General features: G+C 37.5%; 13 protein-coding genes. 1 reads left to right on the top strand and 12 read right to left on the bottom strand.

Features of this window, described 5'->3' with window-relative positions:
- Positions 1–133: 133 nt before the first annotated feature.
- Both HNR27_RS14480 and HNR27_RS14475 read right to left on the bottom strand, forming a co-directional pair.
- Positions 134–1,795 (bottom strand): DAK2 domain-containing protein, encoded by a 1,662-nt coding sequence (locus HNR27_RS14480; protein WP_429340269.1) that lies wholly within the window; start codon positions 1,793–1,795, stop codon positions 134–136.
- Between the two features lie 32 nt (positions 1,796–1,827).
- On the bottom strand, positions 1,828–2,190 hold the full coding sequence (locus tag HNR27_RS14475) for an Asp23/Gls24 family envelope stress response protein (RefSeq protein WP_212919599.1): 363 nt from the start codon (positions 2,188–2,190) through the stop codon (positions 1,828–1,830).
- A 279-nt stretch (positions 2,191–2,469) separates the two neighbouring features.
- Between HNR27_RS14475 and rpmB the strand changes: the two genes are divergently transcribed.
- Entirely contained in the window at positions 2,470–2,658 is a 189-nt protein-coding gene (rpmB, locus tag HNR27_RS14470) for a 50S ribosomal protein L28 (protein WP_212919598.1), read from the top strand.
- A gap of 334 nt (positions 2,659–2,992) precedes the next feature.
- On the opposite strand, the gene spoVM is transcribed toward rpmB, so the two are convergent.
- From spoVM to coaBC, 10 genes are all read right to left on the bottom strand, one after another.
- Complete coding sequence (spoVM, locus tag HNR27_RS14465; RefSeq protein ID WP_212920039.1) at positions 2,993–3,076, bottom strand: stage V sporulation protein SpoVM; 84 nt, start codon at positions 3,074–3,076, stop codon at positions 2,993–2,995.
- A 47-nt stretch (positions 3,077–3,123) separates the two neighbouring features.
- Positions 3,124–3,768, bottom strand: a complete 645-nt coding sequence (locus HNR27_RS14460; protein WP_429340268.1) for a thiamine diphosphokinase — start codon at positions 3,766–3,768, stop codon at positions 3,124–3,126.
- 10 nt (positions 3,769–3,778) lie between these two features.
- Positions 3,779–4,435, bottom strand: a complete 657-nt coding sequence (gene rpe, locus HNR27_RS14455; RefSeq protein WP_429340267.1) for a ribulose-phosphate 3-epimerase — start codon at positions 4,433–4,435, stop codon at positions 3,779–3,781.
- Between the two features lies 1 nt (position 4,436).
- Positions 4,437–5,318 carry a ribosome small subunit-dependent GTPase A gene (rsgA, locus tag HNR27_RS14450; RefSeq protein WP_429340266.1) on the bottom strand — a complete coding sequence of 294 codons (882 nt, stop codon included), beginning with the start codon at positions 5,316–5,318 and terminating at the stop codon, positions 4,437–4,439.
- Positions 5,319–7,337, bottom strand: coding sequence for a Stk1 family PASTA domain-containing Ser/Thr kinase (gene pknB / locus HNR27_RS14445; protein ID WP_429340265.1), 2,019 nt, complete (start codon positions 7,335–7,337; stop codon positions 5,319–5,321).
- Positions 7,331–8,092 carry a Stp1/IreP family PP2C-type Ser/Thr phosphatase gene (locus HNR27_RS14440; protein ID WP_429340264.1) on the bottom strand — a complete coding sequence of 254 codons (762 nt, stop codon included), beginning with the start codon at positions 8,090–8,092 and terminating at the stop codon, positions 7,331–7,333. The genes pknB and HNR27_RS14440 overlap by 7 nt, the downstream gene beginning before the upstream one ends.
- A gap of 103 nt (positions 8,093–8,195) precedes the next feature.
- Positions 8,196–9,545, bottom strand: coding sequence for a 16S rRNA (cytosine(967)-C(5))-methyltransferase RsmB (rsmB, locus tag HNR27_RS14435; protein WP_429340263.1), 1,350 nt, complete (start codon positions 9,543–9,545; stop codon positions 8,196–8,198).
- Position 9,546: 1 nt separating this feature from the next.
- Positions 9,547–10,491 (bottom strand): methionyl-tRNA formyltransferase, encoded by a 945-nt coding sequence (gene fmt, locus HNR27_RS14430; protein ID WP_429340262.1) that lies wholly within the window; start codon positions 10,489–10,491, stop codon positions 9,547–9,549.
- 14 nt (positions 10,492–10,505) lie between these two features.
- Complete coding sequence (gene priA, locus HNR27_RS14425) at positions 10,506–12,914, bottom strand: primosomal protein N' (protein WP_429340261.1); 2,409 nt, start codon at positions 12,912–12,914, stop codon at positions 10,506–10,508.
- Complete coding sequence (gene coaBC / locus HNR27_RS14420; RefSeq protein WP_429340260.1) at positions 12,911–14,116, bottom strand: bifunctional phosphopantothenoylcysteine decarboxylase/phosphopantothenate--cysteine ligase CoaBC; 1,206 nt, start codon at positions 14,114–14,116, stop codon at positions 12,911–12,913. Before coaBC ends, priA begins: the two co-directional genes overlap by 4 nt.
- Positions 14,117–14,136: the final 20 nt, after the last annotated feature.

The raw sequence follows: 14,136 nt of genomic DNA, 5'->3' as shown, positions 1-14,136 counted from the left end.
ACGGTCAATTCAAAAAGCCCCTTTAGGGGCCACGTTGGTAAAGTGCCCTTATAGGGCGAAACTAAAACCGCCCGTTTTACGGGCGGATAATTATTGTCAAGCATAACTCTATAGGTAGTTACGCTATTTTTCCTTATTCCACTGAAAAAATATACGAATAAATTGGTTGCTTACCGTCATGAACTTCGATTTCAACTTCCTCGTAATTTTCTTCGACAAAGCTTACAAGCTGATTCACTTCCGCTTCGTCAACATCTTCCCCATACAGAATAGTTAAAATCTCGTCATCCTCCGTAATCAGATCTTTGAAGAGCTCTTTTACTGCTTCAAATCGATCTTTATGGGAGGTAACAATTTTTCCATCATTAATTCCCATGAAGTTACCATTCTCAATATGAATTCCATCAATTTGCGTATCCCTTACTGCATACGTGATTTGGCCGGTCTTAACATGAGAACTTGCTTCAGTCATATTATTTTTATTGGCCTCCAAGTCCTCTTCTGGGTGGAAAGCTAATAACGCACTAATTCCTTGTGGGATTGTTTTTGTTGCAACCACTGCAACATTTACATCTACTACATCAGCTGCTTGTTCTGCAGCCATAACAATGTTTTTATTATTTGGTAATACAACGACATTCTTTGCATATGCTTTTTCAATAGCGGTTGCAATGTCCTGTGTACTAGGATTCATAGTTTGTCCACCTTCAATAACCACAGTGGCACCAAGACTTTCAAAAAGGGTCTTCAATCCTGAACCCATTGCAACTGTTACGATCCCAAATTCTGCTTTTTCCTTTGGCTTTGTAGCTGCTTTTTGTTCACCGACAATAGCAGTATGCTGTTCACGCATATTCTCAATTTTCATGTTAATCAAGCTACCGTGACGCTGTCCTATTGTTAGCACATTACCTGGATATTCTGTATGAACGTGCACTTTAACAATTTCATCATCCGAAACAACGAGTAAAGAATCACCATGTTCACTTAACTCGTTACGAAAAGCTGTTTCATCAAAAGGATGTTCTTTTAATTTTTCTTCTTCAAACTTAACCATAAATTCCGTACAATAACCGAATTCAATATCAGCTGTATTCATAAAGTCCTGTGCAGAACGATGATGTTCTGCACTTACTAAATCATCCATTTCAACTATATCAGATTCTTCCGGAAGCTCTTCACCTTTTAGCGCTGCTAAGAAGCCCTCATATACTGTAACAAGTCCTTGACCACCTGAATCCACCACTCCTACTTCCTTTAAGACTGGAAGTAAATCTGGTGTGCGCTTTAATGATGCTTTTGCTTCTTTGAGTACCATTTCCATTAGTGTAATGACATCATCTTCATTTCTTGCTACTTCTACAGCTTTCTTTGCGGCATCCTTTGCGACGGTTAGAATAGTTCCCTCAACTGGTTTCATTACAGCCTTATATGCAGTTTGGACACCTGAATCGAAAGCAACCGCTAAATCATGTGTTGTTAATGTAGCTTTATTATCCATTCCCTTTGCAAAGCCTCTAAAAATCTGTGAAAGAATAACACCTGAGTTTCCTCTAGCACCCATTAATAGACCCTTTGAAAAGGCTCCAGCAACCTCAGAGATATTTTCAGACTTTTGTTTCTTTACCTCATTTGCGCCTGAGGTCATGGATAAATTCATATTCGTACCTGTATCACCATCTGGTACAGGGAATACATTTAGCGCATCAATTTTCTTGGCATTATTCGTTAAATGGTGTGCTCCAGCGAGTACCATTTGGGAAAATAATTTGCCATCTAGCTTTTGTACTGCCACAATAGTTCCTCCCTTTAAACCGGTGAGCAAAATTAGTCTTTTGCTACACGTACTCCTTGTATGTAAATATTGACAGAATCGATTTCTAGTCCAAGTGTTTTACTCAATGTATATTTAACCTGTGACTGAACATTATGCGCAACCTCAGATATTTTCGTTCCATAGCTAACGATGATATACATATCAATATGTAGTGCGTTATCTTCCTGTCTAACCACAATTCCTCGTGAATAGTTTTCTTTTCGCAGTATTTCCGCTATACCGTCCTTAATTTGGCTTTTAGAAGCCATTCCGACAATACCATAGCACTCGACTGCGGTTCCTCCAGCTATCGTTGCAATTACGTCATTTGTAATGGTTACATGACCGTCTTTTGTATTCAACTCAATGGACATAATTATCCTCCTTTAGGTTCCTTGATCTTAAGGATATTTTACTACAAGCGATACATTTTTGCACTTTACGGTCGTTGAATCTCTTTATATACTTTCCTAATTATGGCTATAAAATTTAGCAAGAAATGGATAGGGCGAACGTTTTCGCCTCTTATTACAATGAACGATTCCATTAATTCTGTCAAGTGATATTTCTTTATATACTTATTGCAATAATCTCTTACTTGTGGTAAATTGTATAAGTATTCAAAGACATTTGTTAGAGTAGGAGGGATTACCATGGCAAGAAAATGTGTTGTAACTGGTCGTAAAACTAGCAGTGGAAACCAACGCTCTCACGCTATGAATTCCAACAAGCGTAAATGGAAAGCTAATGTGCAAAAAGTTCGTATTATGGTAGATGGAAAACCTAAACGTGTTTATGTATCTGCACGCGCTCTTAAATCAGGTAAAGTAGAACGCGTATAATATACTGTTACATTAGTTATTAGCCAAAAGCACCCTTTTAAACCGGGTGCTTTTTTCGTTTATTCACTATTTTAATAGCTCAAGAGGAGAAACTACAATATTTTTCGGACTGTGATTGGTAAAAAGGCTAATATCCCAAGAATGTTAGCTCTAGAAGGAAAAGACCCAACAGACGAAGAAAACAATGCAAGGTTTTACCAAGCTACCGCGCTCCTAATCCTTATTTTTTAGTTTAGAGTAACATCGGATCCGTGTACTTCGTATAAAATTTTTATGCCTGTACTTTTTCCAAAAAAATTGCTTCTGCCTAATAACGACAAAAGCAAAGGGTTGATTACTTCTCTCTTTTAAAAATTCCAATTACTACACGTACAAATCCTCCGACTACTCTAGGGAGCTTAATTGTATAAAATTTCATGAGTTCGCCCTCCTCCATATCCAACACGCTTACCATGAGTCGTATTTTTAACCACGACTCCTTACAACTAATACTATGCCTTTATCGTACGAAAAAGTACCATAATTTGAAATCAAGTGATTAGATATGGAAAGAGTTGAGCCCATTTTAATAGTATGATTTGTTAATGGATAGTAAAACCCTGTCAGGGTCAATCCTCGAACTTCCTCTGTCATCGAAAGAAACGAAATCATTTCATATTCTTCGTCTTTTTCGATTGTATAAGTTCCGGGACATGTCCATTCGATTTTGTTTTGTTTATCAATAATAATAGCGTTAATCTGTTGTTTCACAACAATGTTTAGTAATTGCACATTAATTAGCATATGATCTAGACGACCACCTGTCGCCCCAAAAATATAGATTCTATCTGGCTGAAGGGATAAAGCATGTTCAAGTGCAATCTCTAGATCCGTCTTATCCTTTTCGATAGGATATTCTTGAAAATAGTTCGCACTGTTTTTTATCCGTTCTTTATCTATATCAGAAACAGAGTCAAAGTCTCCATGTGCATAATCGAGTTGAAGCTTATGCTCCAAAATAGTTAATGCACCTCTGTCAGCACCTATCCATATATTAACCGCATCCCGATAGAGAGCTAAGTCAGGTATATTTTCAAGAGGTCCATTTCCAACGATTGCTACCGTATTCATACACTTTTCCCTACTTTTCTACAGCTTGGCGAATCTGTAGGATTGCTTGTTCTCTATCATTTTGATTATAGACTGCACTACCTGCTACTAATACATCTGCTCCAGCTTGTGCACAGCTCTTAGCAGTAGTCGTATTAACACCACCATCTACTTCGATTTCAAAATCAAAGCCATATTGATCCCGCCACTCGGCAATTTGCTTAATTTTATCAATTGTAAATGGTATAAAGGATTGTCCACCAAAGCCAGGATTTACTGTCATGATAAGAACTAGATCTATTTCACCTAATACATCCTTAATCATTTCAACTGGTGTTCCTGGATTTAGTGCAACTCCCGCTTTTACTCCGTTACTTTTTATTAACTGAATCGTCCGGTGTAAGTGCACCGTTGCTTCTTGATGAACAGTAATAATGGATGCACCAGCATTTGCGAATACTGGAATATATAAATCTGGATTATCAATCATTAAATGAACATCAAGTGGAAGACTTGTTATTGGTTTAATAGCTTCCACAATTAATGGTCCAATGGTAATATTCGGTACAAAATTTCCATCCATTACATCTACATGTATGTAGTCTGCTCCTCCTTTATCTACGTCTATTATTTCATCGCCAAGCTTAGCGAAGTTTGCTGATAAGATTGAAGGTGCTATTTTTACCATGTTAATACCTCGGCTTTCTTGAATGTATTTCTTCCAAAAAACTAATGTAATGCTCATAGCGATAGCTTGGAATTCTATGTTCTTCTACTGCAGCTTTTACTGCACATTTCGGTTCCTTTGCGTGCAGACATCCTCTAAATTTACACTGGTCATGAAGCTCTCTAATTTCAGGAAAACAATCGGACAATTCGATAGCCTCTATATGTTCAAAATCTAAAGCACTGAATCCAGGAGTGTCTGCAACTAACCCTCGATAGATCTCAATTAATTCAACATGTCTTGTCGTATGTTTTCCACGTCCTAAGCTTTTAGAAATATCTGCAGTTTGTAATAATAAATCCGGACGAAGTGAATTTATTAAAGAAGATTTACCAACACCAGATTGACCTGCTATTACAGTAACATGATTGGATAAATATTTCGTTACATTTTCAACTGTTTGTGGTTCCTTTGATGAGAACAACTCAACCTGGTATCCGATGTTTTCGTAATCCTTTTTGTACGCTTCTATCATTTTCAACTGTTTTTCTGTCAATAAGTCTATTTTAGTAATGAAAATAATTGGTTTTATTCCTTTTGCTTCTATATGGACAAGGAATCGATCAAGTAGAGTTGTACTAAAATCTGGCATTACTGCAGAACTAACAATAAATGCCTGTGTGATATTCGAAATAGGGGGACGAATTAATTCATTCGTCCTAGGCTCTATTTCTGTAATATACCCTTCACTTTCCTCTCGAATATCGAATGAGACAAAATCTCCAACAAGTGGTGTTATATTCTTCTTTCTGAATACTCCTCTACCTTTGCACTGAAAAATTCCTTCATCTGATTGTACGTAATAGAATCCACTTAAAGCTTTAATTATTCTGCCTTCTGGCATTTATTCACCTTCTTCATATGGAATCGTTTCGTCATAAATTACTTCATCGTCTCGTAAGACACGGTACCTTGCTGTACTTTTAGGAGCTACCTTTAAATCAATTGTTCGCTGCACATCATCAGTAATTGTAAATTCTTCATAAACGACAGCAATATCCTTGTGTACCATATCTTCTATATATATTCTTACCTTTTGTGGACTTGGTTGTTTATTTTCGTGATCTTCTTCATTGTTATTGTCATCTCCGGTATATTTTATAAATAGCTGTACCGTATGAGACCTAGGGGGTAGTTCCTTAGGTCCTATTGAGATATAAACAACTACAGTGTCTCCCTCATTTACCTCTGAATTTGCATTAGGATCTTGTCTAATAACGTGGCCCATAGGAACTGATTCGGAATTTTCCTTTTTCACACTTACTGTAAGACCATTAGACTCGAGATATTCACGAGCTTCAGCCTCAGTTAATCCTTCTAAATTATTTAACTTAATTGGCTCTTTTCCTTTACTCACTTCGAAGATCACCGATGTTTCTTCAGGGATTACCTCTTCCCCTGGCTCAGGCTCAATCTGCTTTAAAATTTCTCCTACAGGACGATCAGAAAATTCTTCATATACAATGACGGCCTTATACTTTTTCGCATCAAGAATTCTCTTTACGTCTTCAATTTGTTGTCCAACATAATTACCAAATTCTATTTTTTCTTTTCCTTTACTTACAAAAACAGTAATTGTGGAATCCTCTTTAACGGTTCTACCTGGCCTTGGGTCGGTTCTTACAACTAACCCTTCCTCCACATCATTCGAAATAACCTCTTCTTTCGCTACCTTTAATTTATTTAATTCTAATTCTTCCTCTGCTTCACTAAACTCCCAGCCTATTACATCAGGAATTTTTACATCCTTAGGCTTTGTAGCAGAAATTACAAGAGCAGTCACCAATAGAATGGCTAATAAGGCAAACAATACAATGGAAATAATAAGCCATTTTTTATTTCGTTTCTTTTTCTTTTTAATTTTCTTTTTAATGCCCCCATCTGGAGCCTGTCCAGGTGTAACTTTTTTCGTCTCACCATTTGTTTGATGAACAATCGTGTCTTGGTGAAGATTAGCTAAATTACTCTCAGTTATTATTGGGATTGCTTTTGTTTCCTCTCCTACTTCCTCTGGAGGAACATATTTAGGTTCATTTAAATTTTCAGGTAAAAGAGCTACTTCTAAACTTTCTTCCATATCATAAACTGTATTATACCGATGGAAAGGATCCTTTGCGGTGGCCTTTAATACTATATTTTCCACACTCTGTGGAACATCTGGACTATAATTACGTACTGATGGTGTTTCACTTTGTAAATGTTTTAAAGCAATAGAGACAGGCGATTGTCCAGAAAATGGTAATCTGCCGGTTAGCATTTCAAATAATACAATTCCTAAAGAATATATATCTGACTTTTTAGTTGCCAGCCCTCCCCTTGCCTGTTCAGGGGACAAGTAATGTACAGAGCCTAATATTGAATTTGTTTGTGTAAGAGATGTAGCACTTAATGCTATAGCAATACCAAAATCCGTTACCTTTATATGACCATATGTATCAATTAAAATATTTTGCGGCTTTATGTCACGATGAACAATACCATTTTCATGGGCATGGGTAATCGCAGCAGTAATTTGTTTCATGATATTAATAGCCTCAGTAACATCAAGTGGACCATACTTTTGAATAAATTCCTTAAGTGTCATTCCGTCAACATATTCCATTACCATATAAAGGATCTGGTCTTCTTCTCCAACATCAAAAATCGAAACAATGTTTGGGTGGGAAAGACTTGTAGCAGATTGAGCTTCTCGATCAAATCTTGCAATAAACTCTTCATCATTTGCATATTCTAATCGTAATACCTTTATCGCTACTTTACGATCTAAAATAGTATCATCAGCCAGGTAGACATCTGCCATCCCGCCTCCACCTATTTTTTCAATTATTCGGTAACGTTCATCCAGTAAGTGACCTTTTAACATGATGTTTCACCTTCCTCCTCGGTGGAATCATGCTGTAGAATAACTATTGAAACATTATCCTCACCACCACGCTCGTTCGCTAAATTTACAAGTCGTGTGCCAACATCAGCTAGCTTATTAGAAGACTTCATAAATTCTGCTAGTTCTTGGTCTCGTACCTTGTCGGTTAAGCCATCGGAACAAAGTAAAATTCTATCGCAAGCCTCCCAGCTAATGGTTTGGATGTCGGGTTCTACGGTTTCACCAGTTCCAAGGGCCTTAAGGACAACATTTTTCCGTGGATGAACAAGTGCATCATCTTTTGAAATCTGTCCGGATTGAACAAGTGCATTGACTAAAGAATGGTCCTCTGTTATTTGTTTAAAACTATATTCATTATATAAGTAACAACGACTATCCCCAATATGGGCCACAGTGATAAATTCTGATGTACATATTGCGACAACGATAGTAGTTCCCATACCTTGACATTCTTCCTTCTCTAAGGAATGGTGGAAGATGGCAGTATTAGCTTCTTGTAAGGCATGCTTTAACCATTCTTCCGCTTCCTCAGGCGAGGAGATCCCCTCACTGTCTAACCACTTTTTTTCAAGTATAGTAGTAGCCATCCCACTAGCAACATCACCGGCTTGATGTCCCCCCATACCGTCAGCAATAAGGGCAAGATACTGACCTAAATTATTTTGGTATATTCCACCTGCATCCTCATTATGACTTCTGACCTGACCTCTGTCGGTCCAAAAGTGTCCTTCCATTGTTCCACCCCTTAAATCTAGCAACACCTAATATTTGTATATAAGTATTACACAAATTGCCAAATAAGAATATTTTTTTCTATAACTTTTATTACGAAAATAACTATTTAATACGCTTCAATCTTGTTAAGAAAAATCCATCGGTTTGAAAGGTTTGTGGAAAAAGCTGCAATCCGTATTCGGAAACCCCTAACGAATGACGTAACTCATTAGGTAGTTCAGAAAAAAAGTGTTTATCAATTTCAAAGTTCTTGTGTGACTTCAAAAATTTATTGACAACATCTTCATTTTCCATTGAGTCAACCGTACATGTGCTATATAGTAACAAGCCACCTATCTTCAACAACGGGGAAACGTTAGCTAAGATATGCTGCTGTATTTCAGCTAGTTTTTCAATATCTGACTCTTTTTTGTTATATTTTATATCGGGCTTTCCTCTCATGACTCCCAATCCAGAGCATGGAGCATCCACTAAAATTCGATCAAATGTATTCGGTTCATAGCATTCCTGTAATTTTCTAGCATCCCAAGCTTTAGCATTAATAATGGTAATATTGAGCTCCTTCGCCTTATTTTGAATGAGCTTGATTTTCTTTTCATGTAAGTCATGTGCATAGATGACGCCTTTGTCTTCCATTTTCTCAGCAATATGTGTTGCCTTTCCACCTGGAGCACTACATGCATCCAATACCGTCTGACCTGGCTTTACAGAAATCATTTCCCCTACAAGCATCGAGCTTTGATCCTGAATAGTAACTATGCCTTCATTAAAGAGGGAGGACTTTAGAATGTTTCCTTTTTCAATAATAATTCCTTGCGGAGAAAACATAGATTCAGATACTTCATATCCTTCTTTTCTTAAAATGTCTATGGCCTGTTCCCTAGTTATTTTCATCGGTTGGATACGAATTGAAATCGGTTTATGGTGTAGATTTGCTAGACACATTTCTCTCGTTGTTTCATAGCCATAATGACTCATCCATCGTTTGATTAACCATTCTGGGTGGCTGGTTTCCACCGATAATCGCTTCACATCATCTGTGATTGTATTGGTATCTGGTACCCCACTTCGTTGAATACTTCGAAGGACAGCATTCACCAAAGATGCGATTCCTTTATGACCCCTTTGTTTAGCAATTTCAACTGCTTCATGAATGATTGCATGGTCTGGAACTTTATCCAAATAAATCATTTGATAAACGGACATACGAAGCAATGTATGTACCCATGGCTTCAGTTTTTTCTTTTGACTAATAAAATTATTAATATAATAATCCAAAGTTATCTTTCGTGCTGTAGTTCCGTATACAATTTCGGTTAATAATCCCTCATCCTTGGGTGCTATATGCTTAGACTTCATTTCATGACTAATGAGTAAGTGGCTATATCCATTGTCTTGTTCAATACGGAGTAATAAGTCAATTGCAGTATTTCTTAGCAAGTATTTATCCATGTTATTCTCCCAATTTCATTCCTACTTTTATCCGGTCACCGGATCCTTGCAAATAATCCTTAACAGACATTCGCTTTTTTCCTGCAGGTTGTATTTCGGTAATGCGAATTCCCTTATTATTACCACATATTACGATAAATGCTTCATTGGTAGGCTCTTTTTCTACAATCATACCAGGGGTTCCACTGTACTGCTTATCAATAGGCTCCCCCCACCAAATTTTCATTGTTTGACCAGCATAAGTTGTAAAAGCGACCGGCCATGGATGTAACCCTCGAATATGATTATAAATTTCATTATTGGCTTTATTCCAGTCTATTTCTTCCTGCTCTCGCTTAATATTGGCAGCAAAGGTAGCCTTTTCCTCATCCTGCTTTACAGCCGTAATCTCCCCGGCAAATAGCTTCGGTAAAGTTTCCATTAAGAGCTCTGCACCAACAATAGAGAGCTTATCATGCATCGATCCAACATGATCATTAACCTCTATTCGGATACTTCGTTGCGTCAAAATATCTCCAGCATCTAATTTCTCTGCCATATACATAATCGTGATTCCCGTTTCCTTCTTACCTTCCATTATCGCGTAATGTATCGGAGCCCCACCTCTAAGCTCTGGAAGAAGGGATGCATGAACATTAACACAGCCAAACTTAGGTCCTTCCAAAAGTTCTTTAGGTAATATTTGCCCAAATGCCGCTGTAACAATAATATCGGGCTTATAGGATAGAATCTGCTCATATTCATGACGTATTTTTTCCGGCTGAAAGACTGGAATTCCATGTTTTTCAGCTTCTACTTTAACTGGTGGTGATGTGATAACCTTTTTTCTTCCTTTTGGTCTATCTGGCTGTGTTACCACTAAAACAACTTCATACTCTGAATGTATAAGTGAATTTAAAATTGGAACTGAAAAATCCGGTGTTCCCATAAAAGCAATTCGTTTCATCATCATACCTCTTTCTACATTAGGTGATAAGGCTGCATATCAACAGTGATGGATAGATCCTCTTTCCGCATTTCGTCTGCATATAAATCCATCACTTTTTTAATAGTTGATCTTAGCTCCGGTTCATTTTTGTATTTTATCATGCATTGGTAGCGATATCTATCCTTCATCCTTGCAATTGGAGAAGGTGTTGGGCCTAATACAATTGTATCCTTTCCCACAACTTTTAAAAGAAGCTGTGCGATACGACTAGTAATTTGGACAGCTTTTACGTGGTTTTGATGGGATACTGTTATTAATGCTAAATACACATAAGGTGGATATCTAAATTTCTTTCGAATTTGCATTTCATACAGGAAAAACTTTTCGAAATCGTACTCACTTGCTAATTGGATACTGTAATGGTCAGGTGTGTATGATTGAACAATAACCTTTCCAGGTAACTCATGTCGACCGGCACGGCCACTGACTTGAGTTAGTAACTGAAATGTTTTTTCACTAGATCGAAAGTCTGGCAGATGGAGCATCGAATCAGAAGTTAAAACACCAACTAAAGTGACATTAGCAAAATCAAGACCTTTTGCTATCATCTGGGTTCCAAGTAAAATATCAGCTTCTTTATTGGCAAACCGCTTTAATAATTTTTCATGGGCCCCTTTTTTCCTTGTTGTATCTACATCCATTCGAATGACTCTAGCATGTGGCATTAATTGGTTTAGTGCTTCTTCTACCCGTTGTGTACCAGTTCCGAAATACCGAATAGACTCGCTATTACATTCTGGACAAAGATGGGGCATTCTCTCCTCATATCCACAATAGTGGCATTTTAATTGATTACTATTTTTATGATACGTTAAGGCTATATCGCAATGTGGACATCGTTTTACGTGACCACAATCACGACACATTACAAATGTTGAATATCCTCTACGATTTAATAGTAATACTATCTGTTCACCACGTTCTATCGCACTCTCCATCTCCCTTTTTAAAGCGATAGAAAACATCGAACGATTCCCTTCGTGCAGCTCATTACGCATATCAACAATTTCGACCTTGGGCAAAGCCTGATTATTTGTCCGTTTATCAAGGGTTGCTAACTGATATACTCCTTTTTTGGCACGTGCATAAGACTCCAAGGTTGGTGTCGCACTTCCAAGCACTACTGGACACTCATGATATTGACCGCGTTTTATTGCCACATCTCTAGCATGATACCTTGGTTGATCCTCTTGTTTATAAGTTGTTTCATGCTCTTCATCAATTATTATAATTCCTAAATTCTCAAAAGGCGCGAAAATAGCGGATCTTGCACCAACCACTACTTTTACTTCCTTCGCATGTATTTTTCTCCATTCATCGTACTTCTCTCCATTAGAAAGCGCACTATGCATGACAGCAACATCACTTCCAAAACGACCTTTAAACCTTTTGACCATTTGTGGTGTGAGCGAAATTTCGGGTACAAGAACAATTGCTTCTTTACCTTGCTTTATTACTTCTTGAATCGCCTGCAAATAGATTTCTGTCTTACCACTCCCAGTAACTCCATGAACTAAAAACACATCATGCTTATGATTATGAATCTTCTCTATGATAGGATGCAAAGCCATTTCCTGTTGTTTCGTCAATGGTAGTGGTAATGTCTTCTCAAATGAAGTGTCGTCATACGGATTCCGATATACCTCTTTTTTGTATTCCCTTAAGATACCCTTGTCAACCAACGCTTTTATAACTGCCCGATTCGTATTAGTTAAGCTATATAACTTTTGTTGCTCAACAGGCTCTGGAAACTCTAGAAAAAAGGAAAGTACATGTCGTTGTTTCTTTGCAGAGGATGATAAATCCATAAATGCCTCTTCCAGTAGATGTGCTTCCTTGTTAGGCTCTATAAACGTAATAACTTTCTTCGTTACCTTCGATTTAACTAGATAATTAATTGAAATAGCTCCATCTTGGATAGCATTCCTAAGCGTTGTATAAGGAACGGTCGATTGAACAAATTCCTCATAACGAATTACATCCCGACCTGCAAATAAAAACTCTAATTCATGGGCTAATTCTTCATCTGTATTGCGAATTAACTCTTTTTTATATTGCGCTTTCAGCACCTGTGGTAGCATTGCCTGGTATGCAGTAATATATAAGGTCAATGTGTCTTCTGCTACCCATTTTCCTAGTTCTAATAATTCCTCTGTTAAAACGGGATTGATGTCCAATACGTCAATTATTTCCTTTAGCTGATTAAATTCTGACTCTTCCTTTTTCCCAACAACAAAACCGGTTATTTTCCTAGGTCCAAAAGGCACGATAACCCGCATCCCCTCAGAGAGGATATCACGAAATTTTTCAGGAATTAAATAATCAAATGTCTGATTGATGGCCTTCGCTTGGACATCAACGATAACCTTTGCTATATTCACGCTTCCTCATCCTTCATATCTCTCCATATAAATTGTAGTAATTGTCGGGCGACCTCACTTTTTAAAGCGACAGGAATCTGATATTCTTCATGGTTACGATTGACATAGGTCACAATATTCGTCTCACTTTCAAATCCTGCGCCCTCTTGACTCACATTGTTTATCACGATAGCATCTAAGCGCTTCCGGTGTAATTTTTCCTTTCCATATTCAAGAACGTTTTGGGTTTCGGCAGCAAACCCCACTAGGAATTGATGTGTTTTTTGGCTTCCTAGTTCTGCTAGAATATCTTTCGTTCTTTCCATTTCAAATTTAATACTACCAGCTTGTTTTTTTATTTTGTCATCAAAGACTACCTTAGGTCGATAATCAGCTACGGCAGCAGATTTTATTACAATGTCGTTGCAAGGAAATTCACGCAGCATTGCTTGATACATTTCTTCAGCTGTCGTAACATTGATTCGTTTAATGTTTTTATGTGAAGTCTCTAAAAATACTGGACCAGTAACGAGTGTAACCTCTGCACCGTATTCAGCAGCTGCTTCAGCTAGAGAAAACCCCATTTTCCCTGTAGAACGATTGGAAAAATAACGAACAGGATCAATTTTCTCCCTAGTTGGCCCGGCAGAGATTAGTACCTTTTTTCCAGCTAGTAAATTACCATTGCTTTGATGTGATTGAATTACCTGGATAATGGTTTCAGGTTCCTCCAGTCTTCCTTTACCAACCCAGCCACAAGCTAAATACCCTGACCCAGGTTCAATAAAATGATAACCATATTCCGATAAAGTTTTCATATTATTGATTACGGATGGATGGTTATACATATTCACATTCATAGCTGGAGCAATATAGACAGGAGCTTTTGTTGCTAAGACAGTGGTGGAAATCATATCATCCGCAATACCAGTTGCTAATTTCCCAATAATATTTGCTGTTGCCGGAGCTAAGATGATAATATCTGCCCAATCTGCTAAATCAATATGTGCTATTTTTTTAGGATCCTTTTCATCAAATGTGTCCGTGTATACTGGATTCCGTGATAAGGCTTGGAATGTAAGTGGGGATACAAACTTTGTTGCATTATCTGTCATGATTACTTTCACATTTGCACCCTGTTGCTGTAATTTACTAGTCAGAGCACATGCCTTATATGCTGCAATTCCTCCAGTAACTCCAAGTAAAATATTTTTATTAATCATTCTTAACACCTTTCCCGGTC

It is taken from the genome of Ornithinibacillus bavariensis (assembly GCF_050433565.1).
GTDB classification, from domain to species: domain Bacteria; phylum Bacillota; class Bacilli; order Bacillales; family Amphibacillaceae; genus Ornithinibacillus; species Ornithinibacillus bavariensis.
This window is presented reverse-complemented; position numbering and strand designations above follow the sequence as displayed.